28 protein-coding genes are annotated in these 26,108 nt (G+C 67.7%); 13 read left to right on the top strand and 15 right to left on the bottom strand.

The genetic code is table 11. The annotated features are described in order from the left end of the window. The first annotated feature begins 2 nt into the window (after positions 1-2). Together ABGB19_RS08625 and ABGB19_RS08620 are read left to right on the top strand one after the other, a co-directional pair. Positions 3-398 (top strand): MaoC family dehydratase, encoded by a 396-nt coding sequence (locus tag ABGB19_RS08625; RefSeq protein ID WP_347685668.1) that lies wholly within the window; start codon positions 3-5, stop codon positions 396-398. Further along, positions 398-1,564: a lipid-transfer protein gene (locus tag ABGB19_RS08620; RefSeq protein WP_347685444.1), complete on the top strand. Its 1,167-nt coding sequence runs from the start codon at positions 398-400 to the stop codon at positions 1,562-1,564. The genes ABGB19_RS08625 and ABGB19_RS08620 overlap by 1 nt, the downstream gene beginning before the upstream one ends. A 285-nt stretch (positions 1,565-1,849) precedes the next feature. Here ABGB19_RS08620 and ABGB19_RS08615 read toward each other — a convergent pair whose 3' ends face one another. Beyond that, the gene (locus tag ABGB19_RS08615; RefSeq protein ID WP_347685443.1) at positions 1,850-1,984 is read right to left on the bottom strand and encodes a hypothetical protein; all 135 of its coding nucleotides are present in this window, start codon (positions 1,982-1,984) and stop codon (positions 1,850-1,852) included. 126 nt (positions 1,985-2,110) lie between these two features. Between ABGB19_RS08615 and ABGB19_RS08610 the strand changes: the two genes are divergently transcribed. After that, positions 2,111-2,461: a hypothetical protein gene (locus tag ABGB19_RS08610; RefSeq protein ID WP_347685442.1), complete on the top strand. Its 351-nt coding sequence runs from the start codon at positions 2,111-2,113 to the stop codon at positions 2,459-2,461. Positions 2,462-2,482: 21 nt separating this feature from the next. Here the strand turns inward: ABGB19_RS08610 and ABGB19_RS08605 are convergent, their stop codons facing one another. Further along, the gene (locus tag ABGB19_RS08605; RefSeq protein WP_347685441.1) at positions 2,483-3,343 is read right to left on the bottom strand and encodes a MaoC/PaaZ C-terminal domain-containing protein; all 861 of its coding nucleotides are present in this window, start codon (positions 3,341-3,343) and stop codon (positions 2,483-2,485) included. Further along, complete coding sequence (gene kstD, locus ABGB19_RS08600) at positions 3,343-5,034, bottom strand: 3-oxosteroid 1-dehydrogenase (protein ID WP_347685440.1); 1,692 nt, start codon at positions 5,032-5,034, stop codon at positions 3,343-3,345. Before kstD ends, ABGB19_RS08605 begins: the two co-directional genes overlap by 1 nt. An 83-nt stretch (positions 5,035-5,117) precedes the next feature. Here kstD and ABGB19_RS08595 point away from each other — a divergent pair, with 83 nt between their 5' ends. From ABGB19_RS08595 to dmpG, 3 genes are read left to right on the top strand one after another with little or no spacing between them, the layout of a single operon-like run. After that, positions 5,118-5,903, top strand: a complete 786-nt coding sequence (locus ABGB19_RS08595) for a 2-keto-4-pentenoate hydratase (RefSeq protein WP_347685439.1) — start codon at positions 5,118-5,120, stop codon at positions 5,901-5,903. 12 nt (positions 5,904-5,915) lie between these two features. Beyond that, entirely contained in the window at positions 5,916-6,860 is a 945-nt protein-coding gene (locus tag ABGB19_RS08590) for an acetaldehyde dehydrogenase (acetylating) (RefSeq protein ID WP_347685438.1), read from the top strand. After that, complete coding sequence (gene dmpG, locus ABGB19_RS08585) at positions 6,857-7,912, top strand: 4-hydroxy-2-oxovalerate aldolase (protein ID WP_347685437.1); 1,056 nt, start codon at positions 6,857-6,859, stop codon at positions 7,910-7,912. Before ABGB19_RS08590 ends, dmpG begins: the two co-directional genes overlap by 4 nt. Positions 7,913-7,915: 3 nt before the next feature. Here the strand turns inward: dmpG and ABGB19_RS08580 are convergent, their stop codons facing one another. Continuing rightward, positions 7,916-8,872 (bottom strand): glycosyl hydrolase, encoded by a 957-nt coding sequence (locus tag ABGB19_RS08580; protein ID WP_347685436.1) that lies wholly within the window; start codon positions 8,870-8,872, stop codon positions 7,916-7,918. A 43-nt stretch (positions 8,873-8,915) separates the two neighbouring features. On the opposite strand from ABGB19_RS08580, the gene ABGB19_RS08575 reads away from it, so the two are divergent. Together ABGB19_RS08575 and ABGB19_RS08570 are read left to right on the top strand one after the other, a co-directional pair. Next, positions 8,916-11,003 carry a RecQ family ATP-dependent DNA helicase gene (locus ABGB19_RS08575; protein ID WP_347685435.1) on the top strand — a complete coding sequence of 696 codons (2,088 nt, stop codon included), beginning with the start codon at positions 8,916-8,918 and terminating at the stop codon, positions 11,001-11,003. Between the two features lie 94 nt (positions 11,004-11,097). After that, complete coding sequence (locus ABGB19_RS08570) at positions 11,098-11,520, top strand: hemophore-related protein (RefSeq protein ID WP_347685434.1); 423 nt, start codon at positions 11,098-11,100, stop codon at positions 11,518-11,520. Between the two features lie 58 nt (positions 11,521-11,578). Here the strand turns inward: ABGB19_RS08570 and ABGB19_RS08565 are convergent, their stop codons facing one another. From ABGB19_RS08565 to ABGB19_RS08555, 3 genes are all read right to left on the bottom strand, one after another. Further along, positions 11,579-12,775, bottom strand: a complete 1,197-nt coding sequence (locus ABGB19_RS08565; protein ID WP_347685433.1) for a glycosyltransferase — start codon at positions 12,773-12,775, stop codon at positions 11,579-11,581. A 164-nt stretch (positions 12,776-12,939) separates the two neighbouring features. Beyond that, positions 12,940-13,323, bottom strand: coding sequence for a hypothetical protein (locus tag ABGB19_RS08560; protein ID WP_347685432.1), 384 nt, complete (start codon positions 13,321-13,323; stop codon positions 12,940-12,942). Between the two features lie 161 nt (positions 13,324-13,484). After that, a complete protein-coding gene (locus ABGB19_RS08555; protein ID WP_347685431.1) occupies positions 13,485-14,414 on the bottom strand; it encodes a helix-turn-helix domain-containing protein in 930 nt (309 codons plus the stop codon). Between the two features lie 83 nt (positions 14,415-14,497). On the opposite strand from ABGB19_RS08555, the gene ABGB19_RS08550 reads away from it, so the two are divergent. The 3 genes from ABGB19_RS08550 to ABGB19_RS08540 are packed head-to-tail and all read left to right on the top strand — an operon-like array spanning position 14,498 to position 17,552. Then, positions 14,498-15,625, top strand: a complete 1,128-nt coding sequence (locus ABGB19_RS08550) for a hypothetical protein (RefSeq protein ID WP_347685430.1) — start codon at positions 14,498-14,500, stop codon at positions 15,623-15,625. A gap of 2 nt (positions 15,626-15,627) precedes the next feature. Beyond that, the gene (locus ABGB19_RS08545) at positions 15,628-16,410 is read left to right on the top strand and encodes an SDR family oxidoreductase (RefSeq protein WP_347685429.1); all 783 of its coding nucleotides are present in this window, start codon (positions 15,628-15,630) and stop codon (positions 16,408-16,410) included. Then, complete coding sequence (locus ABGB19_RS08540; RefSeq protein ID WP_347685428.1) at positions 16,407-17,552, top strand: sulfotransferase; 1,146 nt, start codon at positions 16,407-16,409, stop codon at positions 17,550-17,552. The genes ABGB19_RS08545 and ABGB19_RS08540 overlap by 4 nt, the downstream gene beginning before the upstream one ends. A gap of 3 nt (positions 17,553-17,555) precedes the next feature. Here ABGB19_RS08540 and ABGB19_RS08535 read toward each other — a convergent pair whose 3' ends face one another. Genes ABGB19_RS08535 through ABGB19_RS08525 form a run of 3 tightly spaced genes read right to left on the bottom strand, consistent with a single transcriptional unit; the run spans position 17,556 to position 19,839 of the window. Then, positions 17,556-18,197 carry a sensor domain-containing protein gene (locus tag ABGB19_RS08535; RefSeq protein ID WP_347685427.1) on the bottom strand — a complete coding sequence of 214 codons (642 nt, stop codon included), beginning with the start codon at positions 18,195-18,197 and terminating at the stop codon, positions 17,556-17,558. A 20-nt stretch (positions 18,198-18,217) separates the two neighbouring features. After that, complete coding sequence (locus ABGB19_RS08530) at positions 18,218-18,676, bottom strand: hypothetical protein (RefSeq protein ID WP_347685426.1); 459 nt, start codon at positions 18,674-18,676, stop codon at positions 18,218-18,220. Beyond that, the gene (locus tag ABGB19_RS08525; RefSeq protein ID WP_347685425.1) at positions 18,673-19,839 is read right to left on the bottom strand and encodes a Rieske 2Fe-2S domain-containing protein; all 1,167 of its coding nucleotides are present in this window, start codon (positions 19,837-19,839) and stop codon (positions 18,673-18,675) included. Before ABGB19_RS08525 ends, ABGB19_RS08530 begins: the two co-directional genes overlap by 4 nt. 131 nt (positions 19,840-19,970) lie before the next feature. Here ABGB19_RS08525 and ABGB19_RS08520 point away from each other — a divergent pair, with 131 nt between their 5' ends. Both ABGB19_RS08520 and ABGB19_RS08515 read left to right on the top strand, forming a co-directional pair. Next, a complete protein-coding gene (locus tag ABGB19_RS08520) occupies positions 19,971-20,501 on the top strand; it encodes a gamma carbonic anhydrase family protein (protein WP_347685424.1) in 531 nt (176 codons plus the stop codon). A gap of 19 nt (positions 20,502-20,520) precedes the next feature. Next, on the top strand, positions 20,521-21,513 hold the full coding sequence (locus ABGB19_RS08515; RefSeq protein ID WP_347685423.1) for an MOSC domain-containing protein: 993 nt from the start codon (positions 20,521-20,523) through the stop codon (positions 21,511-21,513). Here the strand turns inward: ABGB19_RS08515 and ABGB19_RS08510 are convergent. The 5 genes from ABGB19_RS08510 to ABGB19_RS08490 are packed head-to-tail and all read right to left on the bottom strand — an operon-like array spanning position 21,510 to position 26,087. Next, positions 21,510-21,926, bottom strand: a complete 417-nt coding sequence (locus tag ABGB19_RS08510; protein ID WP_347685422.1) for a nuclear transport factor 2 family protein — start codon at positions 21,924-21,926, stop codon at positions 21,510-21,512. The two genes, ABGB19_RS08515 and ABGB19_RS08510, sit on opposite strands and share 4 nt — an antisense overlap. Next, entirely contained in the window at positions 21,923-22,801 is an 879-nt protein-coding gene (locus ABGB19_RS08505) for a TIGR03619 family F420-dependent LLM class oxidoreductase (protein WP_347685667.1), read from the bottom strand. Before ABGB19_RS08505 ends, ABGB19_RS08510 begins: the two co-directional genes overlap by 4 nt. Next, positions 22,801-23,985 carry a thiolase domain-containing protein gene (locus ABGB19_RS08500; protein WP_347685421.1) on the bottom strand — a complete coding sequence of 395 codons (1,185 nt, stop codon included), beginning with the start codon at positions 23,983-23,985 and terminating at the stop codon, positions 22,801-22,803. The genes ABGB19_RS08505 and ABGB19_RS08500 overlap by 1 nt, the downstream gene beginning before the upstream one ends. 4 nt (positions 23,986-23,989) lie before the next feature. Then, on the bottom strand, positions 23,990-25,072 hold the full coding sequence (locus ABGB19_RS08495) for a thiolase domain-containing protein (protein ID WP_347685420.1): 1,083 nt from the start codon (positions 25,070-25,072) through the stop codon (positions 23,990-23,992). Between the two features lie 10 nt (positions 25,073-25,082). Next, positions 25,083-26,087: an OB-fold domain-containing protein gene (locus ABGB19_RS08490; protein WP_347685419.1), complete on the bottom strand. Its 1,005-nt coding sequence runs from the start codon at positions 26,085-26,087 to the stop codon at positions 25,083-25,085. Positions 26,088-26,108: the final 21 nt, after the last annotated feature.

The following is a 26,108-nucleotide window of genomic DNA, read 5'->3' as shown; positions in this document are numbered from 1 at the left end:
CGATGAGCCCGCAGGTCGGCACGAAGCTGCCCGAACTGGCCCTGTACGGCGATCCGACGTTCATCGTGTCGACGGCCATCGCGACGCGCGACTATCAGGACGTGCACCACGATCGCGACAAGGCGCAGGCCAAGGGCTCCAAGGACATTTTCGTCAACATCCTCACCGACACGGGCCTGGTGCAGCGTTACATCACCGACTGGGCCGGACCGACCGCGGTCATCAAGTCGATCTCGCTGCGGCTCGGCGTGCCGTGGTACGCCTACGACACCGTGACGTTCAACGGCGAGGTCACCGCCATCGAGGACGACGTGATAACCCTGAAAGTCGTTGGCAGCAACAGCCTCGGCGATCACGTGATCGCCACCGCGACCCTGACCCTCGGAGGACCAGCCTGATGCCCGGTGAGCTGTCCGGGAAGGCGGCGATCGTCGGCATCGGTGCCACCGACTTCTCGAAGAACTCCGGCCGCAGCGAGTTACGCCTCGCGTCCGAGGCCGTGCTCGACGCGCTCGACGACGCCGGCCTGACGCCTGCCGACGTCGACGGCATGGTCACCTTCACCATGGACTCCAACACCGAGGTCGCCATCGCGCGGGCCACGGGCATCGGTGAGCTGAAGTTCTTCTCCAAGATCCACCACGGCGGCGGCGCGGCATGCGCCACGGTCCAGCAGGCGGCGATCGCGGTGGCAACCGGAGTCGCGGACTGCGTGGTGGCTTACCGGGCTTTCAACGAGCGCTCGGGCATGCGGTTCGGCCAGGTGCAGATGCGGCTGGTGGAGAACGCCGATTCGACCGGCGTCGACAACTCGTTCTCCTATCCGCACGGGCTGTCCACGCCCGCAGCGCAGGTCGCGATGATCGCCCGGCGCTACATGCACCTGTCCGGGGCGACCAGCAAGGATTTCGGCGCGGTGTCGGTGGCCGACCGTCGACACGCGGCCAACAACCCGAAGGCGTACTTCTACGAAAAGCCGATCACCATCGAGGATCACCAGAATTCGCGATGGATCGCCGAACCGCTGCGGTTGCTGGACTGCTGCCAGGAGACCGACGGCGGGGTCGCGCTGGTGATCACGTCGGCCGAGCGGGCCAAGGATCTCAAGCACCGCCCGGCGATCATCGAGGCGGCGTCGCAGGGCTCCAGCCCGGACCAGTACTCGATGACCAGTTACTACCGGCCGGAACTGGGCCTGCCGGAGATGGGTCTGGTCGGCCGGCAGCTGTGGGAGCAGTCGGGGCTGAAGCCGACCGACATCCAGACCGCGATCCTCTACGACCACTTCACGCCGTTCACGCTGATCCAACTCGAAGAGCTCGGCTTCTGCGACAAGGGCGACGCGAAGGACTACGTCAAAGACGGCGCGATCGAGCTGGGCGGACGGCTGCCGATCAACACCCACGGCGGCCAGCTGGGCGAGGCGTACATCCACGGCATGAACGGGATTGCCGAAGGCGTGCGCCAATTGCGCGGCACGTCGGTCAATCCGGTGCCGGACGTCGAGCACGTGCTCGTCACCGCGGGTACCGGCGTTCCCACGTCGGGGTTGATCCTGGGCTGACGACCGGTGCGCCGACCGTTGCCCGGCGACTACCTTTTGTGGGGTGAGTTCGTCGACGCCATCGGACCCATGGCTGGAGCCCGCCGCCCCACTTGACGACGACATCCACGATCCGGCGCCCGATGACACGGACACCGGCCCGCTGCAGGCGATTTCGCCGGACGAGCGCTTCGACGACGGATGGCAACCGGGCCCGCAGCGGGCCGAACCGCCTGCCAGGCAGGACACCTGGACCGGCAGGTTCGACGAACCGCTGACCGTCAACCCGCGGCAGACGCGCCGGCGTCAGCGCGATGTGAAACCGGTCCTGGTCACCGGCGCCGCGGTCGGAGTGCTGGCCGTGGTGGGCGGCCTGATCTTCTGGTTGACGACGCGGCCGTCGTCCGACAGTGCCCAGGCCCCCGCTACCGAGACGGCCACGTCGGCACCGGAACCCACCTCCGACGCCGAGGACCGGGCGCGGCTGCAGCGCCAACTGCCGCGAGGATATGCGGTGGACGCGTGCTCACCCGGCACCCTGTCCGAAGGTGTTGTCGCACAAGTGGATTGCGAGAGAAACACGGACGCTGGCGGTCCGCTGTCGGCGGCACGGGCGGCAACGGAGGCAAGGGCGGTGACGGCGGTGTCGGTGCCAGCGGCGCCTCGGGCGGTGCCGGGGGGATCTTCGGCACACGCGGCGGCACAGGCAGCGACGGCGTCGACGGGACAGGGGGCACCGGTGGTTCCGGCGGCAACGGCGACAACGGCGGCCGGTCCTACACCTCAGAAGGCAACGGGTTCTCGCCTGGTAATCCGGGCAACGCGGGCAATCCCGGCAATGAGTCGTCGGGTACCACGGGCGGAGCCGGCGGCCAGGGTGGTACCGGCGGGAACGGCGCTCCCGGTTCGGCCTCCTAGCCGTTGGCTCGGCCGCCTACGTCAGGCGGGGACGAACTCCACGCCGGCCAGCGCCACGGCGTCGTCGCGCTCGGGCGCAGTGACCACCGCGACGAATCCGTCGCCGTCCTTCCAGATGCTCGCCTTGAGCGTCTCGCCGGGAAACACCACCCCGGCGAAGCGGGCGCCGTAACTGGCGAGCCGGGAGGTGTCCCCGTCGAGCAGCGTGTCGACCATCGCCTTGCACGTCATGCCGTAGGTGCACAGGCCGTGCAGGATCGGCTTCGGAAAGCCTGCGGCGGCGGCGAAATCCGGGTCCGAGTGCAGCGGATTGCGATCGCCGCACATCCGGTACAGCAGCGCCTGCTGCGGCGACACCGGAATCGCCAGTTCGTAATCGGCGGCCCGCTGGGGCGGCTCCGACGACGTCGACGGACCCCGCTCGCCGCCGAATCCCCCTTCGCCGCGGGCAAAGATCGACCGCTTCTGCGTCCACAGCAGCGCGCCGTCGGGTGCGGTCACCGTCGTCTCCGACCAGATCACCGCGGCCTTGCCCTTGTCCCAGATATCGGTGAACCGGGTGACGGCGCGCCCGGTTCCCGACGGCGGGATGGGCCCGGGAACCGAAACGGCCTCGCTGGCGTGCAGCACTTTGCTCAGTTCGATGTCGATGCCGGGGAACTTGACGGTGGGTGCCTCGGTCATGTGGAAGCTTTGCGCCACGTTGCCGAACGTCGGCAACACCTGCGGTGTGCCGTCGGTCAGATAGCGCAGCTCACGCTTGTCCATGGGATCGGTGCCTGCGCCCAGCCCCAGGTGATACAGCTGGATATCGCTACTGGTCCAGGAGAACTCAGCGGCCGGGAGCTCGGCGCCGAGAGCTTCGGCGAGATTGATGGGCATCAGTTCTTCCCCGCCAGGTGCAGTGCCGCAAGGTATCCGAACGTCATCGCCGGACCGATGGTCCCGCCGGGTCCGGGATAGGTGTGGCCCATCACCGGAGCGCTGACGTTGCCCGCAGCGTACAGGCCCTCGATGATCGACCCGTCGTCGCGCAGGGCGCGGCCCTGTACGTCGGTGCGCACGCCACCCTTGGTGCCCAGGTCGCCGGGCACCATCTTGGCCGCGTAGTACGGCGGGTGGCTGATCTCGCCGAGGTTGGGATTGGGCTTGTTGGTCGGATCGCCGTAGTAGCGGTCGTAAGCGCTCTCACCACGCCTGAAGTCTTCGTCGACGCCGGACCGGGCGAATCCGTTGAACCGCTCGACCGTGGCCGTGAACGCGTCGACCGGAAGGCCGGTCTTGTCGGCCAACTCCTCGAGCGTGGCGGCCGACACGATCACGCCCGACTCCAGCCACTTCTTCGGAATACGTTGTCCGGGTTGAAGTCCGGCGAAGATGTAGCGGTCGCGGTACCGCTGATCGAAGACCAGCCAGGCGGGGATGTTCTCGCCGGGCCCCGGTCCCTGTCCGTATTGGCCGCCGTACATGTGATGGCACGCCTCGACATACGGCATCGACTCGTTCATGAACCGCTTGCCGGCCATGTTGACGATGATCGAGCCCGGCGAATTGCGTTCCGACAGTGCGAACCACGGCGCACCGACCAGTGGCACCGTCGGGCCCCACCAGGCGTCCTCCATGATGTCCAGCGCGGCGCCCAGCTTCTCGGCGGCGATGATGCCGTCGCCGGTGTTGGCCTTCGCGCCGACGGTCCACTCCGTGGTGATGGGGGCGCGCTGGTACTTCACCCTCATCTGCTCGTTGTGTTCGAAGCCGCCGGAGCCCAGGATCACCCCGCGCCGGGCCCGGATCAGTTCGGGCTCAGCCGATTCGGTGCCCGTTTGGGCGGTGGTGTCCACTACATAGATCCCGCGGACGACGCCGTCCTCGACGTAGAGGTCGGTCAGCGCGGTGTTCAGACGCACGGGCACACCGGCGTCGCGCAGCCCGAGGCGCAGCGGCGCGATCAACGCGCGGCCCATGCCGACCAGATTCTTGCCGGTGGCCTTGGCCCACATCGTGCGCGCGCCGACCTTGAGGCTGCGCAGCACGCCGCGAGGATGACGCTTGAGCTGGTTGAGCCGCACGTAGTCCTGCTGCATGACGACCACGTTGAGCGGCACCTTGCCGTACGGCGGCTCCAAGCCCGGCAGGTCGGCGCCGAGTTTCTTGGCATCGAACGGTTTGGGTTCGACCGAGCGGCCCGTCGGCTTGCCGCCCGGCGTCTCGGGGTAGTAGTCGGAGTAGCCCGGCACCCAGCACAGCTTCAGCGGCGATTGCTTCAGCACGAACGACAGCATCTCCGGGCCGCGCTCGAGGTACGTGTCGATCTTCTCTGCCGGGACGACGTCGCCGATGATCGCGTGCAGGTAGGTGCGGGCGGCTTCGGCGGTGTCCTTGACGCCGTCGCGCTTGAGCACCTCGTTGTTCGGAATCCAGACGCCGCCACCTGACCGCGCCGTGGAACCACCGTAGTGCGGAGCCTTCTCGACGACTACTGTGGAAAGTCCCTGGTGGGCCGCGGTGAGCGCAGCGACCATGCCGGCCGCGCCGCTGCCCACCACGACGACGTCATACTCCTGACCAGTCATGTAGAACACGTTATAGAATTGCCCGGCCGACCCACAACCGCGCCGGTCGACGGAACAAGCGGACAAGAGAGGGCCTAGCAAGGATGCTCAGTGACCAGGTGCGCCAGGAGTTGGCCGCCGACCTCGCGCAGGCCGAGCGCAGCCGGGTGCCGATCTCCCCGCTGACCGACGGGCACCCCGACATCGATGTCGTGGATGCCTACGAGATCCAGTTGATCAACATCCGCCAGCGCGTCGCCGAGGGTGCGAAGGTGATCGGCCACAAGGTCGGCCTGTCGTCCGAGGCCATGCAGAAGATGATGAACGTCGACGAGCCCGACTACGGGCACCTGCTCGACGAGATGGCCGTCTTCGAAGACAAGCCCGTCAAGTCCGCCGACTACCTCTACCCGCGGGTCGAGGTGGAGGTGGGCTTCATCCTGGCCGACGACCTGCCGGGGGCGGGCTGCACCGAGGACGACGTGCTGGCCGCGACGGCCGCCTTCGCCCCCGCCATCGAGTTGATCGACACTCGCATCACCAACTGGCAGATCAAGTTGTGCGACACCATCGCCGACAACGCCTCGTCGGCGGGCTGGGTGCTCGGCGAGGCGCGCGTGTCGCCCAAGGACATCGACATCCGCACCATCGACGCCGTGTTGACCAACAACGGCGAAGTCGTCGCGAAGGGTCGCAGCGACGCGGTGCTGGGCAACCCGGTCACCGCGGTGGCGTGGCTGGCCCGCAAGGTCGAGAGTTTCGGGGTGCGGCTCAAGGCCGGGGACATCGTGTTGCCGGGCTCCTGCACGCGTGCGATAGATGCACCCCCGGGCAGCGATTTCGTCGCGGACTTCACCGGGTTAGGTTCAGTCCACCTGAGTTTCGAATAGCTAGGAGCAGACATGCCGGACAAGGCATCGGTCGCAATCGTCGGGTCGGGCAACATCAGCACCGACCTGTTGTACAAGCTGCTGCGCTCGGAGTGGCTCGAGCCGCGCTGGATGATCGGCATCGACCCCGAGAGCGAAGGGCTCGCCCGCGCCCGCAAGCTCGGCCTGGAGACGTCGCACGAGGGCGTCGACTGGCTGCTGGCGCAGAGTGAGAAGCCCGACATGGTGTTCGAGGCCACCAGCGCCTACGTGCACCGCGACGCGGCGCCGCGGTACGCCGACGCGGGCATCCGTGCCATCGACCTCACGCCGGCGGCGGTCGGCCCCGGTGTCATTCCGCCGGCCAACCTGCGCGAGCACCTCGACGCGCAGAACATCAACATGGTCACCTGCGGCGGACAGGCCACCATCCCAATGGTGTACGCCGTGTCAGCCGCAGTCGCCAGACAGGGCGGAGTCGTGCCGTATGCCGAGATCGTGGCGTCGGTGTCCTCGGCGTCGGCCGGCCCCGGCACCCGGGCCAACATCGACGAGTTCACCAAGACCACCGCTGCCGGCGTGCAGAACATCGGCGGTGCCCAGCGCGGCAAGGCGATCATCATCCTGAACCCGGCCGAACCGCCGATGATCATGCGCGACACCATCTTCTGCGCGATTCCCGAGGACGCCGACCGCGAGGCCATCACCCAGTCCATCAAGGACGTCGTCGCCGAGGTGCAGACCTACGTGCCGGGTTATCGGCTGCTCAACGAGCCGCAGTTCGACGAACCGTCCGTCGTCAACGGCGGCAACCACGTCGTCACCACGTTCGTCGAGGTGGAGGGTGCGGGCGACTACCTTCCGCCCTACGCTGGAAACCTGGACATCATGACCGCGGCGGCGACCAAGGTCGGCGAGGAGATCGCCAAGGAAATGGCCGGGGCGTCCCTGTCCGCGTCATCAGGAGGCCAATCATGAGCACCGACGGCATCTACTTCAACCCGATCTGGGACGTCCGGATGACCGACACGTCGCTGCGCGACGGCAGTCACCACAAACGCCACCAGTTCACCAAGGACGAGGTCCACGCGATCGTCTCCGCGCTGGACGCCGCGGGGGTGCCGGTCATCGAGGTGACCCACGGCGACGGGCTGGGCGGGTCGAGCTTCAACTACGGCTTCTCCAAGACCCCGGAACAGGAGCTGATCAAGCTCGCCGCCGAAACCGCCAAGGAATCCAAGATCGCCTTCCTGATGCTGCCGGGTGTGGGCACCAAGGAAGACATCAAGGAGGCGCAGAACAACGGCGGGTCGATCTGTCGCATCGCCACCCACTGCACCGAGGCCGACGTCTCGATCCAGCACTTCGGCCTGGCCCGCGAGCTCGGCCTTGAGACCGTCGGCTTCCTGATGATGAGCCACACCATTCCACCGGAGAAGCTCGCCGCGCAGGCCCGCATCATGGCCGACGCCGGCTGCCAGTGCGTGTACGTCGTCGACTCCGCCGGAGCGCTGGTGCTCGAGGGCGTGCGGGACCGCGTCGCGGCGTTGGTCGCCGAACTCGGCGACGATGCGCAGGTTGGCTTCCACGGCCACGAGAACCTCGGCCTCGGCGTTGCCAATTCCATCGAGGCGGTGCGTGCGGGTGCCAAGCAGATCGACGGCAGCTGTCGTCGGTTCGGCGCGGGTGCGGGCAATGCGCCGGTCGAGGCGCTGATCGGCGTCTTCGACAAGATCGGCGTCAAGACCGGGATCGACTTCTTCGACATCGCCGATGCGGCCGAGGAGGTCGTCGCCCCCGCGATGCCCGCCGAGTGCCTACTCGATCGCAACGCGCTGATCATGGGCTATTCGGGGGTGTACTCGAGCTTCCTCAAGCACGCCATCCGTCAGTCCGAACGGTACGGCGTGCCCGCGCACAAGCTGCTGCACCGTGCCGGCCAGCGCAAGCTGATCGGCGGCCAGGAGGACCAGCTCATCGACATCGCGCTGGAGATCAAGCGCGAGCAGGAAGCGGCGTCCGCCGGCTGACGGTCACTGTTGTTTGGCCACCGACTGCTTGAACGCCTCCTGCGCCTGCGGTGAGGAGTTGAACCGCCAGTCGCGCTCCTTGACCGCCTGGAACCACACCAGGCCGGTCACCCGCTCCTGGGTGGCCAGGAAGTCGAAGAGCCCGTAGATCCAGTCGGCCTTGTCCGTGCCGCAGCGGGGCCCCTCCACGCTTGCCGTCTCGGAGATGAGGATGTCGTGGCGCGGGTCGAGCCGGCGAAGCTGCGTGAGGCTGTCGCCGAAGATGTCGGCCCCACTGCGCCAGCTCTTGCCGTCACCGTCGCCCCAGTTGTAGCCGTCCAGGCCGAGTAGGTCGACGGCATCGGCGCCGGGAAATGCCGCGGCCATGTCGTCGACGCGGTCGGAGGACGCGTCCGGGCACCACATGAACGCGACGTTGTCGGCTCCCGCGCGGCGGAACAGATCGCGGATGTGGCGCCACGCCTGGGCCGATTCCGCGGCGGTGTTGCCGTTGACCCCGATCGACCACGGGTAGTAGGGGCTGTTCATCTCGTGACCCGTCCGCAGGATCAGGGGTTGCTCCCAGTCCGCCAGGATTCGTGCCCAGGCGTCGAGCCGGCTGTCGAAGTCACCGGCCAGGATGCGACGCAGCGCATACTCCGGTTGTTCGGCGCCCGCGCCGGGCTGCCACAACTCCAGGGTCAGTATCGGCGCCGCCCCGCTCGTGGCGATGGCGGCCAGCTGTCCGATCGGCACCTGATCGTTGATCGCCGCGAACCGCAGCACGTAGCGCGGTGGCGCACCGGCCATCTGCGTCACCACCGACAGGTCGCTGGAGCCCGAGAAGTCGTCCGGGACGAACACGCCCCAGTCGAGTCGGTGCGGTGCGGTGACGCCGTCGTGGCGGGCCGCCGGTTGAGGAGTACAGGCCGCCAGCAATAGAGCGACGACCAGCAGGCGGGCGACCGATCTCCGGGGCACACCCCAGCATTCCCCGTCGGACCCGACCGGCACCATAGGGGCCATGGCGACCCGGGCTGACGCGCAATCGATCCTCGAACAGTTGGCGGGCCCGGCGGCCACGCTGCGTGAGGATCAGTGGACGGCGATCGAGGCGCTGGTGGTGCACCGCCGTCGGGCACTCGTCGTACAGCGCACGGGTTGGGGTAAGTCGGCGGTGTACTTCATCGCCGCCAAGCTGCTCCGCGCGGCCGGTCGCGGCGCCACGGTCATCGTGTCCCCGCTGCTGGCACTGATGCGCAACCAGGTGGCGGCCGCGGAGCGGGCGGGCGTGCACGCCGCCACCATCAATTCGAGCAACGTCGCCGATTGGGACGAGATCCACGAGCGCGTACGACGGGGCGACCTCGACGTGCTGTTGGTCAGCCCGGAACGGTTGAACAACCCCGACTTCCGCGATCAGGTTCTGCCCGCGCTGGCCCGCGATGCCGGCCTCGTGGTGGTGGACGAGGCGCATTGTGTGTCCGACTGGGGCCACGACTTCCGGCCGGACTACCGGCGAATCCGCACCCTCATCGCCGAACTGGGCAGCGATGTCCCGGTGCTTGCCACCACGGCGACCGCCAACGACCGGGTCGTCGACGACGTCGCGACGCAGCTGGGTGTCGGAGGCCAGGACACGGTGGTGCTGCGCGGCGGGCTCGACCGGGAGTCGCTGCGGCTGTCGGTGGTCAAGGCGGGCAACCCGGCCCAACGGGCGGCGTGGCTTGCGGCGAACATCGATGCGCTGCCGGGCTCGGGAATCGTCTACACGCTGACCGTCGCCCAGGCGCACGACGTCGCGTCGCTGCTCCGCGAGCGTGGACACGCGGTCGCGGCGTACACCGGCGCCACGGAAGCGGCCGAACGCGAACAGCTCGAGGCGGACCTGCTCGCCAACCGCGTCAAGGCGCTCATCGCCACCTCGGCGCTCGGTATGGGTTTCGACAAGCCCGACCTCGGCTTCGTCGTCCACCTGGGTGCTCCGTCCTCGCCCATCGCCTACTACCAACAGGTCGGCCGAGCGGGCCGGTCGACGGACAGCGCGCAGGTCATCCTGTTGCCGGGCCATGAGGACGCCGACGTCTGGCGCTATTTCGCCTCCGTGGCCTTCCCGCCGGAAGCGCTGGTGCGCAACGTGATTCGCGCGCTGGAGCCGGAGCGGCCGCAGTCCACGCCCGCGCTGGAGCCTCTCGTCGACATCGGGCGGTCCCGGTTGGAGATGGTGCTGAAGGTGCTCGACGTCGACGGTGCGGTACGGCGGGTGAAGGGTGGCTGGGTCAGCACGGGTGAGCCGTGGGAGTACGACGAGGCGCGCTACCGCAAGCTCGACGAGGCCCGCGAGCGCGAACAACAGGCCATGCTCGACTACCAGTCCACCGACGCCTGCCGGATGGCTTTTCTGCGCGGCCAACTCGATGACCCGTCGCTGCGCGAAGGGGAGCGCTGCGGTCGCTGTGACAACTGCACCGGGGTCCGCGCCAGCGGCCATGTCGACGCGAGCGCGGCCGAGGAGACGCGGCAACGGCTGATGCGGCCCGGGGTGGACCTCGCGGCGCGCAAGCAGTGGCCGTCGGGACTGGGAAAGCTCGGGCTGAACCTGAGCGGCAAGATCACCGACGGCTCCGCTCCGGGCCGGGCCATCGGCCGGTTGACCGACCTGGGCTGGGGCGCCCGGTTACGGCGTCTGCTCGACGAACCCGACGGCGAGGTCTCCGACGACGTCGTGCAATCAGCGGTGAAGGTGTTGGCGTCGTGGGACTGGACGAGGCGACCGACCGCGGTGATGGCGCTCGACTCCGAGCGCCATCGGCTGCTGCTCACGTCGCTGGCCACCGAACTGAGCCGTCTCGGGCGGCTGACGAACCTCGGCACCCTGCAGTACGCGCCCGGCCGTCGACCGGTGACGGCGGCGAACTCGGCGTTTCGGGTCGCGGCGCTGACCGGTTCGTGGCTCGCGCCCGACCCGGGTCCGATCGCTGCCGCGGACGGCCCGGTACTGCTGATCGACGACGTGTTCGACACCGGATGGACGATGACGATGGCGGCCCGTGTCCTGCGCGCGGCGGGCGCGCCCGAGGTTCTTCCGTTCGCCGTGGCCAGCACCGGCTGACACGCCTGCTGCGCTGGGGTTTGTTTAGGCCCGCGCGGTCCTCGGCTACGCCCTGGGCTGCGGCCGAGTGGTCGCAGACCGAAGGGAGGGTCAGATGAACCCGAAGAAGAACTGGTCCGCAACGACCGTGCGACGCGGCCTGTACGGCATGTTCGCCGGCGGCCTGCTCGCATTCGGATCCGCCGCGATCGTCGCCCCGGTCGCCATGGCCGAGCCGGCGCCGACGCCGGAGCCGGGCACCACCTGCAGTGTGAGCGCGATTGCCGGCACCTCCAGCACGGTGTCCGCCTCCATGAGCACCTACCTGGCCGCGAACCCGCAGGCCAACGAGGCGCTCACGGAGATCGCTATGCAGCCGCAGGAGCGGGCCACGGACGCGTTCCGCGTGTACTTCGCGCAGAATCCGCAGGTCGAGTCGGAGCTGAAGGCCATCAACGAGCCGGCCGCCCAGCTGTCGAGCCAGTGTGGCATCGAGGTGACGCCGACCCCGATCTCGGCGGCACTGACCGACCTGTGATCCGGTAGTTACCTGGAGCTCATCGCGCCGGCCTGACGGCCGGCGCGATGAGTGCGTTTCAGGCCAGGGCACCAAGTAGTCGCGCGGCGTCGGCGGCGCCGTCGGTGCGGATCGTGGGCGCGAGCGCCCGAGCCCGGGCGCGGGTCTCGCTCGTCAGGGCGGATTGCAGCGCGACCGAGAGGGACTCGACCGTCGGCACCGGTCCGTCGTGGGCGGCGCCGATGCCCAGCGCGGCCACCCGGCCCGCCCAGTACGGCTGATCGGCGTACTGCGGCACCACCACCTGCGGCACGCCCGCCCGAGCCGCCGTGGTCGTGGTGCCCGCCCCACCGTGATGGACGACGGCGGCCATCCGGGGGAACAGCGCCTGGTGGTTGACCTCGTCGACCGCGATGCAGTCGGCCCCGTCGTCGATCGGCGCGTGACCGGCCCAGCTGCGGGCGACGACTGTCCGGCCGCCATGCGCGCGGACCGCCTCCACGGCGCTCCGGGCCAGCTCCCCCGGAGCTCGCACACTGCCGGTGCCGACGTACACCGGCGGCGGTCCCGTGTCGAGGAACGCGAGCACGTGGTCGGGAAGCGGGCGCGCGTCGGGCAGAATCCAGGCGGCGGTGCGCACGACGTCGAAGTCGGGCGAACCCGGCCAGGGCGCCAGCGTCGGATCGGCGGCCAGCCAGGGCCGGTCGGTGAACACGTGGTCGCGGACGTTGTGCACGGGTGGCAGCCCGAGCTCGGCGCGGTGGGCGTTGAGCGGGTCGCGGTACAGCGCGTCGACCCGCTCGGCGTCGACGTCCCACAGCACTCGGCTGTCGGTCTCGCCGGCCGGGAACGGCTTACCCGGCCGCGGCAAAGGCGTCTGGTGTGGCGACGGGATGCTTCCCGGCTGGAATGCCACACAGGCGTACCGCATGCCGTTACTCTCCGCGATCGAGCGCACACCGGCGGGCATCAGGCCACTCGCCACCACCGCGTCGCAGTCCTCGGCCGCAGCTGCGACGGTTTCGAATTGCATGGCGATCAGGTTCGCCGCGGTGCGCGGTGCATCCGCGGGGGTGGCCGGTTTCGCGCCGTGCAGGAACTCGCGGATCGGCTCGCCCAGCGGGATCAGCGGGACGCCGGCCCTGGCAGCCAGGTCGGTGAAGTCAGGCGGGGCGCACAGGCGTACCTGCGCACCGGATTCACGCAGCCGCAAGGCCAGCGCGGCCATCGGTTCCACATCGCCGCGTGATCCCCACGTCGACAGACACACTCGCATTCGACCATCCCCAATCTCGCCGGTTTCGTTCCAGGCCAGCAATTTTGAGGCACTACCCCGGTCTTGCCGCAAGCCCCCGGGTGCGCTATAGATTGAAGGTGAGAGATGCTCCACATGAACAGCCGCCCTGCCGAAACGGCAGGGCGGCTGCTGTGTGGAGGCTCTTACACCGGGTACGGAACGAACACGCCGTTGCTGAGCCACACGCCCCACGCCGGGGCGGCGGGGTTGAACACGAGCGGCAGCGGTCCGGTCAAGCCGGGAATGCCGGGCGGCAGCCAGACCGTGGGAAGTCCGACGTAGGCCGGATCGCCCCAGTGCCCCGGCGGGACGTTGAAGAGCAGATCCTTCTTGACCTGTCCGGGCGGACCGAACGGGTTGTGACCCGGCGGATCACCAGGAAGCCAGATGTCGCCGTTACCGGGCCCCGGCGGGTTGGGAACGGGCCACTTCGGGTCGGCCTGCGCGAATCCACTACCCACGCCGAACGCTGCGAATCCCAGCGCGCCGGCCATCGCGGTCGTCGCTGCGATCTTCTTGATTCTCACAATGAACTCCTTGTCCGGTGATGGCGCCGCAACGGCGGCGCTACATCGACTTGTTGTTCATGTCTGCCCGCCAAATGCTTGACGGCGGTTCATGAAGACCCCCCGACGTATATCGAGGACTACCCCACCCGCCGTTACGCGAAACCGCGCCGGTCGTCCGCCTATTGGTTTGCTGTTCTAAATGCCCCTTGGGTGGGCTTGGCCCCGCCCAACTGTGCGGTGACCGAATCGGCGGTGCTGACCAGGGCCCGGGCCCGCTCGGTTATCTCGCTGTCGGACAACGCCCTGCCGATGTGCATTGAGACGACCATCACCTGACGTTGATAGTGGTCAAACACCGGCGCCGAGATCACGCTGATGTCATGCCGCTTGCGCGCGCCGGCGTTCTCGCTGCGCAGGTACACGCGCTCGCCGATGTCGGAGACCAGCTCGCCCAACAATGCGCGCAGCTCGTCAGGAAGTTTGCTGGACATGCCTGCCATCAACGCGTACAGCCGGCGCCCGCCCGGGGTCAGCCGCTCGACGAGGTAGCCGTCGGCGCGGCATTCGGCGATCACGCGAGCGAGCCGTGCGCTGTCGGTGCGCAGCGGGATCGTGGGTTCCTTGGCCAGCCAGTTGCGCTCGGCCTCGTCGTCCCAGAGCACGAACATCAATCCCACCGGCGGCGCGAACGGGTAACTCTGGCCGACCTCGACCCCCGGCCTGGCGCCGGCGGGCGCGACGAGGTCCAGCAGCGTGATCCGGTCGTCGACGACCGCGGACAGCGCGGCGGTCACGTCGAATCGCGCTGACAACCGGCGCAACTCCTCGCGCGCCGCGGGGTTGACGCGCATCGACTCCTGTGCCTTGTGGCCCAGCGTGATGAGTGACGGTCCCAGCCGGTACGTCTTGTCCGCCGGGTCGCGCACCAGATACCCCGTCTCGGTCAGCGTGGTGACGATGCCAAGGCAGGTCGGCTTGCTTACCTCGATGCGACGTGCGAGCTCGGAGACGCCGAACCGCTGGTCGGGGCGGCCGGCCAGAAAGTCGAGGACGCGCACGACTCGCTCGGTCGGCGGCGACGCTCGGCCGGACGAGTCGGGGCTGGACATGGCAGCAGACTACATCCGGTACATATATGGAACACAGTGGTCAGTATATTGACTCCCGCTAGAACGCGTTCTAGTTTCGAGGCGTGTACTCGCAGCCACTGACCGACGCGATCCACGAAGCCGAACGCCTCGTCGCCGCCGCACCGTTCATCGAGTCCGAGGCCGACCTGCTCGAAGGTCTGCAGTACCTGGCCGGCTGCGTCGCCGGATGCATGCACCTGGCGTTCGACTACGACCGGGACCACCCGTTCATGCAGTCCGGCACCGGGCCGTTCACCAAGATGGGCCTCGACAACCCGGACACGCTCTACTTCGGCACCCGCGTGCGACCCGGCCACGAATACGTCGTCACGGGACGCCGCGGCACCACCACCGACCTGTCGTTCCAGATGCTCGGCGGCGAGTACACCGACGACAACGTGCCGGTCAGCCAAGCGGCGTTCGACGACCGCGAACTCGACATCGCCGACGACGGCACGTTCGAATGGCGGGTCACCCCGAACAGCCCCTCGCAGTTGCTGGTTCGCGAGGTCTACAACGACTGGTCGGCGCAGCGCGGCTACATCAGCATCGCGCGCACCGACACCGCGGGCACCGCACCGCCGCCGCCGACGCGCGAACTCATCGAGAAGCGCTACGCCGTCGCCGGAAAGCAACTGGTGCAGCGGGTCAGGACGTGGCTGCAATTTCCCCAGTGGTTCTACAACAACCTGCCGGTCAACACCATGGTGGCGCCGCGGCTCACCCCCGGCGGGCTGGCCACTCAGTACTCGTCGGTCGGGCACTTCGACCTGAGGTCCGATCAGGCGATGATCATCACCGTGCCGGTCAGCGACGCGCCGTACGTCGGGTTCCAATTGGGCAGCCTCTGGTACATCTCGCTGGACTACATCAACCACCAGACGTCGCTCAACGGCACTCAGGCGCAGGCCGATCCGGACGGCATGATCCGCATCGTGGTGTCCGACGCCAATCCCGGTGTGACGAACTGGTGCGAGACGCTCGGTCACCGCAAGGGTTACCTGCAGTTCCGCTGGCAGCGGTTGTCGCGCGAGCTGACCGAAGCCGACGGGCCGACGGTCGAGGTCGTCGACATCGACAAGGTCGCCGCCGCGCTTCCGCACTACGCATCGAACAAGATCTCCGATGAAGACTGGCGGGCGCGGATCACACTGCGACAGAAGCAGATTCAAGACAGGATGGTGGGCTGACCATGGGTGGACTGCTCGACGGCAAGGTCGTCGTGATCAGCGGCGTCGGACCCGCGCTGGGCACGACGCTTGCGCGGAGATGCGCCCAGGACGGGGCCGATCTGGTGCTCGCCGCCCGCACCGTCGAACGGTTGGAGGACGTTGCCAAGCAGGTGACCGACCTCGGCAGGCGCGCCGTCTCGATCGGCACCGACATCACCGACGGGGCTCAGGTCGGCAACCTCGTCGAGGAAACGATGAAGGCGTACGGCCGCGTCGACGTGCTGATCAACAACGCATTCCGGGTGCCGTCGATGAAGCCGTTGGCCGACACCACGTTCGAGCACATGCGCGACGCGATCGAGCTGACCGTGTTCGGCGCGCTGCGGTTGATCCAGGGCTTCACGCCCGCGCTCGCCGAGGCCAACGGGTCGGTGGTCAACGTCAACTCGATGGTGGTGCGCCACTCGCAAGCCAAGTACGGCGCCTACAAGATGGCCAAGTCCGCGTTGTTGGCGATGTCGCAGTCGTTAGCCACCGAGCTGGGTGAGCAGGGCATCCGCGTCAATTCGGTTCTGCCCGGCTATATCTGGGGCGGCACACTGGAGAGTTACTTCAAGCACCAGGCCGGCAAGTACGGTACGACGGTCGACGAGATCTACCGGGCCACGGCCGCGGCATCGGATCTCAAGCGGTTGCCCACCGAGGACGAGGTGGCCTCGGCGATCCTGTTCATGGCCAGCGACCTGTCGAGCGGTATCACCGGACAGGCCCTGGACGTCAACTGCGGGGAGTACAAGGCGTGACGGCCCGCACCGACGTCGGCACCGTCGAGGACCTGCACGCCTCGGCCACCAAGGCGTGCGGGCTGGACGACTTCGGCAGCGACGACGACAACTACCGCGAGGCGCTCGCCGTGCTGCTGGACGCCTACCGCACGGACGCCGACCTCACCGAGTTCGGCAGCAAGATGCAACGGTTCTTTGTGCGCAACGCGTTGGTGGCGAGGCTGGTCAGCGAGGCGGCGTTCAAGCAGTATCCCCAGCATGCCGACGTGGCGATCGAGAAGCCGATCTTCGTCACGGGCCTGCCTCGCACCGGCACCACCGCCATCCACCGATTGCTGGCCGCCGACCCGCGCCACCAGGGCCTCGAGTTGTGGTTGGCGGAGTTCCCGCAGCCGCGCCCGCCGCGCGAAACCTGGCCCGACAACCCGGTTTTCAGTGAGCTCGACGCCCGGTTCAAGAAGGCCCACGAGGAGAACCCGGACTACACCGGCCTGCACTACATGACCGCCGACGAGGTGGAGGAGTGCTGGCAACTGCTGCGACAGTCGTTGCACTCGGTGTCCTACGAGACGCTGGCCCACATCCCGACGTATGCGCAGTGGCTGGCGCAGCAGGACTGGACGAAGCCCTATCAGCGGCACCGCAAGAATCTGCAGCTGATCGGACTCAACGAAGCCGAGAAGCGTTGGGTGCTCAAGAACCCCAGCCACTTGTTCGCGCTCGACGCGCTGTTGCGCACCTACCCGGACGCGTTGGTGATCCAGTGCCACCGCCCGGTCGAGACCATCATGGCGTCGATGTGCTCGCTGGCTCAGCACACCACGGCGGGCTGGTCGAACCGCTTCACCGGTGAGGTCATCGGGCACGATGCGATGGAGACCTGGTCACGGGGGCTGGAACTGTTCAATCGGGTTCGCGCCGAGCATGATCCGGCGCAGTTCTACGACCTGGACTACTTCGAGTTCGTGAAGAACCCGGTCGCCATGGTCGAGAACGTGTACCGGCACTTCGGCATCGACTTCACCGACGGGGCCCGACTCGCGATGGAGCGCAGCCACGAGGAGAGCAAGCTGGGCCCGCGCGCGCCCAAGCACACCTACTCGCTTGCCGACTACGGCTTGACCGACGAGCAGGTCAAGGAGCGCTTCAAAGACCTGTGACCCTCAGGCCGTCGTGTTGGCCAGCGCCTGAATGCGTTTGAGCGCGTCTGGCGCGAGCTTGTCGACGTCGTAGCCGTTGGCGGGCCCGCATGTGGAGATCTCGATCGCCGCGTTGTGAGCGGCGACGTAGGCGCTGTCGCACGCCCAGTCGTCGCCCCTGAACGACCACAGCACGATGTCGGGGGAGCCCGATTCCACAGGTGGCAGGAGCTCGAAGAGGTACTTCCGCTCGGCCATGCTCCGCACCGAAAACGGCGTGCCGCGGCAGGATTCGATGGATTGGCGGGCGTGAGCCAACGCGTCCTGGGCGTCGAAGTCTGCGCGGTAGACGCCGACCATCTCCTCGACGTACATTTCCCGACCGTCGTACTCGCCGCGCCAGTGGCCACCGTCGGTGGCGGCCGGGGCATGGTCGGAGATGAACGGCGGGTCCACTTCGCGGGCCACTCCCGCGCACTGCTCGGGTTCGACGGTGACGAAGAGGTTGCCGTCCTCGCCGATGACGTCCGGGCTCAGAAGGTCGACGGCCTGTCCCGCGGTGATCGGCGCCACCGGCGGTTGCGCCTTCGGCGGCGGCCCGTCGACCACCCGCGCGCAGCCCGTCACCACCAACGCGAACACGACCCATGCGAGGCGGCAGTTCACGATTCGGTGACCCTGGACGGTCAGCCGTCGCCGGGAGGAGGGGCCGAGGAAGGTTCCTCGAGACATCCTTCGGCGACGGCGTGTTTGATGCTGTCGGCGAGCTTCGGGCAGGCCTTCGCGCGCGCCGGATCGCCGCCGGTCGCGCGGATCTCGTTAAAGTAGGCGCAGCGCCGCGACGCCTCGCTGTTCCACTGCACCGACGTATGGGCCGGTCCGAGCTTCTTCACGTCGACGGACACGTGGCAGAACCGGCAGTCGACCGACACCAGGCCGGAGGTCAGGTAGCGGTCGCGGTCCCGCTGGGTGGCTTCGTGAAGGGCCGCCGCACGTTCGGTGCCGAAAGCCCTTGCTTTCGACCATGTTCCGGTGGTGGTGTCGCCGCCGGTATGTGCGTGGTCGTCGTCGTCATGTGCGCCGTGCAGCATCAACATCGCCCGGGCCAACCGGTCGACGTCGGGTGCATCCTTGCGCTGTGTCATGACTGGGCGTGCTCGGCGGTGTCCTTCTCCTCGTCCTTTTCCGACGCTTGCCGCTTGAGGTTCTCCTCGACCTCGACGTTCCATTTCTCGTTGGCGGCCGTGGTGTCGACCTCCATCTCGAAGCGGTCGGTCATGTCCGGCGTCACGTCGGCGACGTCGACGTAGAACTGCTGATACCAGCGCCGCATCTGGTAGACCGCGCCGTCCTCCTCGACGAGCAGCGGATTGTCGATGCGGGTCTTGTGCTTCCAGATCTCGACGTCCTGCAGGAAACCCTTGCTGACCCCGTCGGTGAACACCTCGGCAAGCCGCTCGGTGGTCTTCTCGTCGAGGCCCTTCGGCTTCTCGACGATGACACCCCACTGCAGCACGAACGAGTCCTGCGTGACGGGGTAGTGGCAGTTGATCAGAATCGACTCGGCCTTGTAGCCGCCGTAGTTGTTGTGCAGCCAGTTGATCATGAACGACGGCCCGAAATAGCTGGCCTCGGAGTCCAGATGCGCCTCGCCGTAGCTGGTGCCCATGTCGCTGATGTCGGGCCGGCCGACGTTGTGCAGGTACTGGCTGGCGATGTGGCCTTCGAACACGTTCTTGAAGTACGTCGGCAGCCCGTAGTGGATGTAGAAGAAGTGGGCCATGTCGGTGACGTTGTCGATGATCTCGCGGCAGTTGCTGCCCTCGATGAGCATCGTGTTCCAGCGCCAGTCGGTCCACTCGCCGCTCTCGAACTCCGGGATCTCGGGGATCCGGACCTCGGGCGGCGGCGGGTTGCCCTCGGGGTCGTGCCAGACGAACAGCAGACCGCCGCGCACGTCGGTTGCCCAGGCGCGGGTGCGGGCCAGGCGCGGCGTGCGCTTGGCGTAGGGCACCAGCTTGCACTTGCCGTCGCCGCCCCAGCGCCAGTCGTGGAAGGGGCAGGCCACCTCGTCGCCCTTGATGGTGCCCTGGGTCAGGTTGCCACCCATGTGGCGGCAGTAGCCGTCGAGAATCTTGATGTCGCCGTGCGAGTCGGCGAACACCACCAGCATGGTGCCGAAGATCTCCACGCCGTGCGGTTTACCGTCCAGGTAATCCTTCACGGGCCCGAGGCAATGCCAGCCGCGTGCGTACCGGTCGGGCAGCGCGCCGGTGTCGATCTCGCGAATTCCCGCGTCCGTAGTCACGGTGGGCCTCCCGTTCTGTGTCCTCTAACTAGAACACGTTACAGTTTTTCCCTCTCGACGCGCAATCAAAGCAGGTAATTCGCCTCTTCGCGCAAGCGCTCATCGTTAGCCAACTGCTGTATAACCAGACAATGCCGTTGTACTCCTTCGAGGGCCGCACACCGACCGTCGATCCGGCCGCGTTCGTCGCGCCCACCGCCACGCTGGTCGGGGATGTGCACGTCGAGGCCGGCGCCTCCGTGTGGTTCAACGCCGTGCTGCGGGCCGACTTCGCCCCGATCGTCGTCCGCGAGGGAGCCAACGTCCAGGACTGCTGCATCCTGCACGCCCCGCCCGGCATCCCCGTCGACGTCGGGCCCGGCGCCACCGTCGCGCACGGCTGCGTCGTGCACGGCGTGCACATCGGCGCACAGGCCGTGCTCGCCAACCACTGCACCGTGCTCGACGGCGCCGTCATCGGGGCCCGCACCATGATCGCCGCCCATTCGCTGGTCGTGGGCGGCACGAAGATCCCCGACGAGGTGCTGGTGACCGGCGCGCCCGCGAAGGTGCGCGGCCCCATCGCGGGCACCGGCGCCGAGGTCTGGGTCAACACGAACCCCGGCGCCTACCAGGACCTGGCCCGCCGCTATATGACGGGATTGCAGCCAATTCCCGACTAGCGCGCCGTACCGTGAGCGCATGAGCAGCGGAACGGTCGCCGAACTATGGCGCTTCCCCGTGAAATCGCTGGGCGGGGTGAAGGTGGACCAGACCGAGATCGGTCCGCGCGGTGTGCTCGGCGACCGACTCTGGGCGGTCCGCGATCTCGAAAAGGACATCACCGCGTCGGCGCGTCGCATCCCCGCGTTGCTGACTGCTACGGCCCGCTACGTGGGACCGCTTTCACCCGACGCGGGACCGGGCCGCGTCCCCGAGATCGAGATCACCTTTCCCGACGGCACAGTTCTGTCGAGCGCTGATGCCGAGGTGCACGCGAAGCTCTCCGAACTGGCCGGCCGCGAGGTCCGGCTGACCGCGCTGCCGCCCGCTGACGACACCAGCCTGCACCGCATGAACCTCAACAGGCAGAAGGATGCCGTCTCTACCGCCTCGGTGCGCGCCGACTTCGGAATCGCGGATGGAGAGAGTCTGCCCGATTTCGCACTGTTTCCCATGGCGGATCTGATCAAGCTGGGTCGTTACTCGACTCCGCCCGGAATGTTCGTCGACCTCGCTCCGGTCCATGTCATGACCACGACCAGCTTGGCGACCATCGGTGCGGAAGTCGGCGATGAACTCGATGTGCGCCGCTTTCGGCCCAACGTGCTTGTGGCGGTGAGTAATTCGGATGCCGAACTTCCCGAGTCGCAATGGGTGGGTGCGCAGGTCACGCTGGGGGACGTCAACCTCAAGGTGATGTCGCAGACAGTCCGCTGCGTCGTGCCCAGCCGCGCGCAGCCCGGGCTCGAAGTCGATCGCCGGGTCACCCGCGCCGTGGCCGCCCGTGCGCAGCGATGCCTGGGGGTCTACTGCACCGTCGGTCGCGCCGGAACCGTCCGGGTGGGCGACCGGATCGCGGTCGAGCCGATCATCGCGTCGCGCGGACGGAACCTACTTCATGACGTGAGCATGCGTGCCAAGCGGATGACGCTGAACCTCACCACCGCCGCGGCTGATCGTCTGTCCCGTTAGAGCTTTCGCGCGCTGGCGGTCGCACGGTCGAGTTCCCAGTATGCCCGCAGCGCGACGATCTTGCCCTCGTCGTTGACGCGATAGGTGAACACGCCCTCGGCGGTAACCTCGTAACCGGCGGCCCGGATGACGATGTTGCCGACGTTGGCTTCCTCGTTGCCGCACTGGTAGGTCTGGGTGAAGTTGAAGGTCAGGTCGCTCGGCGCGATCGCCTTGTCGTAGAAGGCGGCGATGGCCTCCTTGCCGCGATGCCCCTTGCCTTCGGGATCGAAGTGCGACGGGCCGATCGGGTCCTCCACGACCGCGTCGTCGGCGAAGTTGTCCAGCCAGGCCTGCTTGTCGTGAGCGATCGCCGCCTCACGGGAACGCCTGCCCGCCAGATGCACCGGGGCCTGGGGATCGGTGACTGTCACTCCTGCCAGCCGGAGTGGATGTAGGTGTCGGCGAACCGCTTCATCGCATCCTTCTTCTTCTCCAGTGCCGCATCGAAGCCCAGCCCCTCGAAGACCCACGGGATGACGATGTTGTCGGTGACGCCGGCCTCGGCGAGCTCGCGGTGCCCATCGACGCCGAACTTGTCGATGCACACGGCCTGATACTCGAAAGGTACGTCGGCGCGGCCGTATTCGGCCAACAACGACTTGATCCTGCCGATGGTCTCGGCCAACTGCTCGCCGGTCATCATCGCGCTGGTCCAACCGTCGCCGACACGCGCCGCGCGCTTCAGCGCCACCTCGGTGTGACCGCCGACGTAGAACGGAACCGGCTCGCTCGGCGCCGGGCTCATCTGCAGCTTGTCGAAGTCGTAGAACTCACCGTGGAACTCGACCATGCCTCCGGAGAGCACGAGTTTGATCACCTCGATCATCTCGTCGACGCGCTTGCCGCGCTTGGCGTACGGCTGGCCGCACCACTCGAATTCCTCGGGCGCCCACCCGATCCCGACACCGAACCCGAACCGGTTGTTGGTCAGGTTGGCTACCGAGCCGACTTGGCGCGCCAGCAGCAGCGGGTTGCGTGAGCCCAGCTTCATCACGTTGGTGTAGAAGCGCAGGGTCGACGTGACCGCGCCCATCGCGCCTGCGGCGATCAACGGGTCGACCCACGGGGTCTCGGCGTTCCACATGCGCGAGCCGTCCGGCGTGTACGGATAGTCGGCCGACTGCTTCTCCATGTAGAACAGCGAGTCCGGCAGCGCGATCGAGTCGAAGCCGACTTCCTCCGCGGTGCGGGCGATCTCGATGAGCTCCTCGACCGGGCCCATCGCCACGCTGCACGTGTACTGCATCATGCGGATTTGTCCCCTGGCTTATCAGAACTGACCACCCACATGGAGTAGTACTGCGACCCGCCGCCGTAGGCGTGGCCGAGCGCCTTGCGGGCGTTCGGCACCTGGTGGTCACCGGCCTTGCCCATCACCTGGATCGCGGCCTCGGCGAAGCGGATCATGCCCGACGCGCCGATCGGGTTGGACGAGAGCACGCCGCCCGACGGATTGACCGGAAGCCTGCCGCCGATGGCGGTTTCGCCGGCCTCGGTCAGCTTCCAGCCCTCACCCTCGGGCATGAAGCCGAGATTCTCCAGCCACATCGGCTCGAACCAGGAGAACGGAACGTAGATCTCGGCGGCGTCGATCTCGTCGATCGGACTGGTGATGCCCGCGGCCTTCCACAGCGCCTTGGCGGCGTCGCGGCCCGCCTGCGGGTTGACCTGGTCGCGGCCCGCGTATGCCAGCGGTTCGGTGCGCAGCGAGGTGGCGTGGATCCACGCGACGGGATTCCCTTCGGCCACCTGCTTGTCGGCGATCTCTTCGTTGCCTATCACCAGCGCGCACGCACCGTCGGACGAGGGACAGGTCTCGTCGAAGCGGATCGGGTCCCACAGCATCTGCGAGGCCATCACCTTGTCCAGCGTGATGTCGGGCTGGTGCAGGTGCGCCAGCGGGTTCTTGGCGCCGTTGATCCGATCCTTGACCGCCACCATCGCGCCGATGTGGTCGGGTGCACCCGAACGGCGCATGTAGGCGCGAATGTGCGGTGCGAAGTACCCGCCCGCGCCGGCGCCGACCGGCTTGGTGAACGGCACCGGAATGCTCAACGCCCACATGGCGTTCGACTCTGACTGCTTCTCCCACGCCATCGCCAGCACGCGACGGTACTTGCCCGACTGCACCAGGCTCGCTGCCACCACGCCGGTGGATCCGCCGACCGAACCTGCGGTGTGCACGCGGATCAGCGGCTTGTTCGTGGCGCCGACGGCGTCGGCCATGAACAGCTCGGGCATCATCACGCCCTCGAAGAAGTCCGGCGCCTTGCCGACGACGACCGCGTCGATGTCGTCCATCGTCGATCCCGAGTCGGCCAGCGCCCTGTCGATGGCCTCGCGCACCAGGCCGTTCATCGACACGTCCTGGCGCTTGGCGACGTACTTCGTCTGCCCGGTGCCCAGCACCGCCGCTAGTTGGCCTGCCATGCTCTTATTTCCCTTCCAGGACTGCGACCAGATTCTGTTGCAGCGCAGGGCCGCTCGTGGCATGTGCCAACACCCGCTGCGCCGAGCCGGAGAAGATGTGCTGCGCGGCGAAGCCGATGCGCTCCAAGCCCGCCGAGAACATCGGGTTGGCTGCGAGCGTGCCGCCCGACGGGTTCATTTTCGTCTTCTCGCCGAGGCCGATCGCCTCGGTGAGAATCAGGTGCTGGTGGGTGAACGGCGCGTAGATCTCGGCGACGTCGATGGATCCGGTGTCGCCGCCGGTGGCCGCCTGCGCCGACGCCTCCGTCGACGGCGAGGTGGTCAGGTCGCGGGCCCCGAGCACCGGGGTCTCGATGCGGTGCTCGAGGCCGGTGATCCACGCCGGGTTCTCCCGCAGCTCGCGGGCCCGGTCGCCCGCCGCCAGCACGATGGCCGACGCGCCGTCGGTGATCGGGGCGATGTCGTGCCGTCGCAACGGATCCGCGAAGTACGGCCGGGACAGCAGCTCGGAGATGCACTTCGCCTCGTCTGAGGCAGTCGGAGCTTTCTCGCTGTCGGTACGTTGTGCGACCGCCATCGAGTCGAGCGCCACCTGAGCCATCTGCTCGGCGGTCCACTTGCCTGCGTCCAGTCCGAACCGGGCCTGCAGGCCAGCCATCGACACCGCGTCCGGCCACAGCGGCGCAACGGTGTACGGGTCGGTTTGCAGCGCCAGCACGCGGCGCAGGATTCCCGCGCTCGACTTGCCGAAGCCGTACACCAGCGCGGTGTCGACCTCGCCGGTCAGCAGCTTGATGTAGGCCTCGTACAGCGCCCATGCCGCGTCCATCTCGACGTGGCTCTCGTTGATCGGCGGCACCGCGCCGATCGAGTCGATCGCCGAGATGAACGAGAATGCCCGGCCCGCAAGGTAATCCGAGGAGCCCGAACACCAGAAACCGATGTCGGTCTGCTGCAGGCCCAGCTCTTCGTAGAGCTGGTGAAAACACGGCATCAGCATCTCGACGCCGTTGGTGGTTCCGTCGGTGCGGCGAACGTGCGGTGCGTGCGCGAAGCCCACGACAGCCACATCTCTCAAGTCAGTCATGTGCTGCCCTTTACAGGTGGTGCTTGTAGGAGTCGTACTCGGCGTCGGGCTCACCAGTCGGCCGGAAGTGGTCGATGTTGTCGATGCCCAGGCCCCATTCCTCGCGGGGCTTCCACACCGCCTCGACACGCATGCCCATCCGCACCTCGGCTGCCTCGATCTCGGTGACCAGGTGCAGGAACGGGATGTCGGCGCCGTCCAGCAGCACGTAGGCCGCGACGTACGGCGGCTTGATGCGCTGCCCGGCGAACGGGATGTTGATGACCGCGAACGTCGTCACCGTGCCCTTGTCCGGCAGCTCGATGAACTCGTCGAGTTCCAGACCGGTGGCCGGGTCGGCCTCCTTGGGAGGGAAGTACACCTTGCCGGGCTGGCCGTTGCGGCCCTTCTTCGTCCGCGCACCCAGCAGCTTGCCCTCCTCGAGGGCCCTGAGGAACACGGTCTCCGGGAGCGACGCGGTGTGCTGGATCTCGATCGAGGACGGCGTCACCTGCACGGTCACCGGGTCACGGTCGTCGTGCTCGCCCTCCGGTTCGGCCCGCTCGCCGAGCGCGAAGTAGGCGATGTCAATGATCGCGCCAACCGGCTCGTCGACCCAGTGCGCGTGCACCCGGGTGCCGGCGCTGATCGCGTCGGCCGAGCCCGCATCGACCGCGTGCAGCATCGGGGTGTCGGCTCCGTCGAGCTTGATCAGCGCCCACGCGAACGGCCGGTCCAGCGGCTGGCCCTCCAGCGGGGTGGGCTGCCAGGTCCACGACACCACGGTCCCGACGCCTGCCACCGGTACGATCTCGGTCAATCGCTCGTAGGTGACGGGGTCGAACTCCGCGGGCGGCACAAGCACCCGCCCGTCCGAACCGCGCACGCCGAGGATGCGTCGTTCGCGCAGGGCGGTGAAGAACTGGCCGAGGAGTGGTCCGACTGAACGGGTGTAGTCGAATGAGAGCCTCAGCGGAGCCGAAAGTGGCCGCTGATGGGGATCGATCTGCACCGGGCTGCTTTGGCTGGTGGTCACGGCATCGAGTAGAACAGGTTC

The sequence above is a fragment of the Mycobacterium sp. B14F4 genome (assembly GCF_039871645.1).
Taxonomy (GTDB): domain Bacteria; phylum Actinomycetota; class Actinomycetes; order Mycobacteriales; family Mycobacteriaceae; genus Mycobacterium.
The sequence above is the reverse complement of the archived record's forward strand: the minus strand, read 5'-3'. Positions and strand labels throughout refer to the sequence as shown.